Below are 451 nucleotides of genomic sequence, written 5' to 3' on the forward strand. Positions count from 1 at the left end.
TGTCGTTGAGTATAAACGAAAAGGCGTTGATGCCGAGCTTTCCCTCTCCTAAGTGGGCATGCCGATCTCTCTTGCTGCCCTTGTCACTGCTTTGGCCGCTGCCGTACCTTCGAGCTGAGCTGCCACGAGGGCTTTTTGGCCGCCGGTAGCAAGCAATAAGGCTGCCCGTAAGTTATAGAAAATCCCAGTCGCCGCCAGAAATCCAACCTATAATGGCCGTCACCATTTGTTTGCTCATCTGCCAGAGATAGGCGAATGCCCCGGCGAGTGCGCGATGAGGCGGGTATTTAATCATGGCAGGGCGTATACCAAGTAGAGGAATGCTTTCTTTGATCACTTGATCAAATGGGGCTTTACATACCCCTTGTGCCACATAAAGGTTAACTCCCACAGGTGGAGTAATCATACCAATACACAAATTTACCGTCATTAAAACGCCGAAGAACACAAG

At 50.1% G+C, this 451-nt stretch carries 1 protein-coding gene; it reads right to left on the bottom strand.

Features of this window, described 5'->3' with window-relative positions; genetic code table 11:
• Positions 1–172: 172 nt before the first annotated feature.
• Positions 173–451: TRAP transporter large permease subunit (locus EZM41_RS01245; RefSeq protein ID WP_198468618.1), on the bottom strand; the 279-nt coding region annotated here is incomplete at its 5' end.

Origin of the sequence: Acetomicrobium sp. S15 = DSM 107314 (assembly GCF_016125955.1) — a bacterium.
Classification (GTDB): domain Bacteria; phylum Synergistota; class Synergistia; order Synergistales; family Thermosynergistaceae; genus Thermosynergistes; species Thermosynergistes pyruvativorans.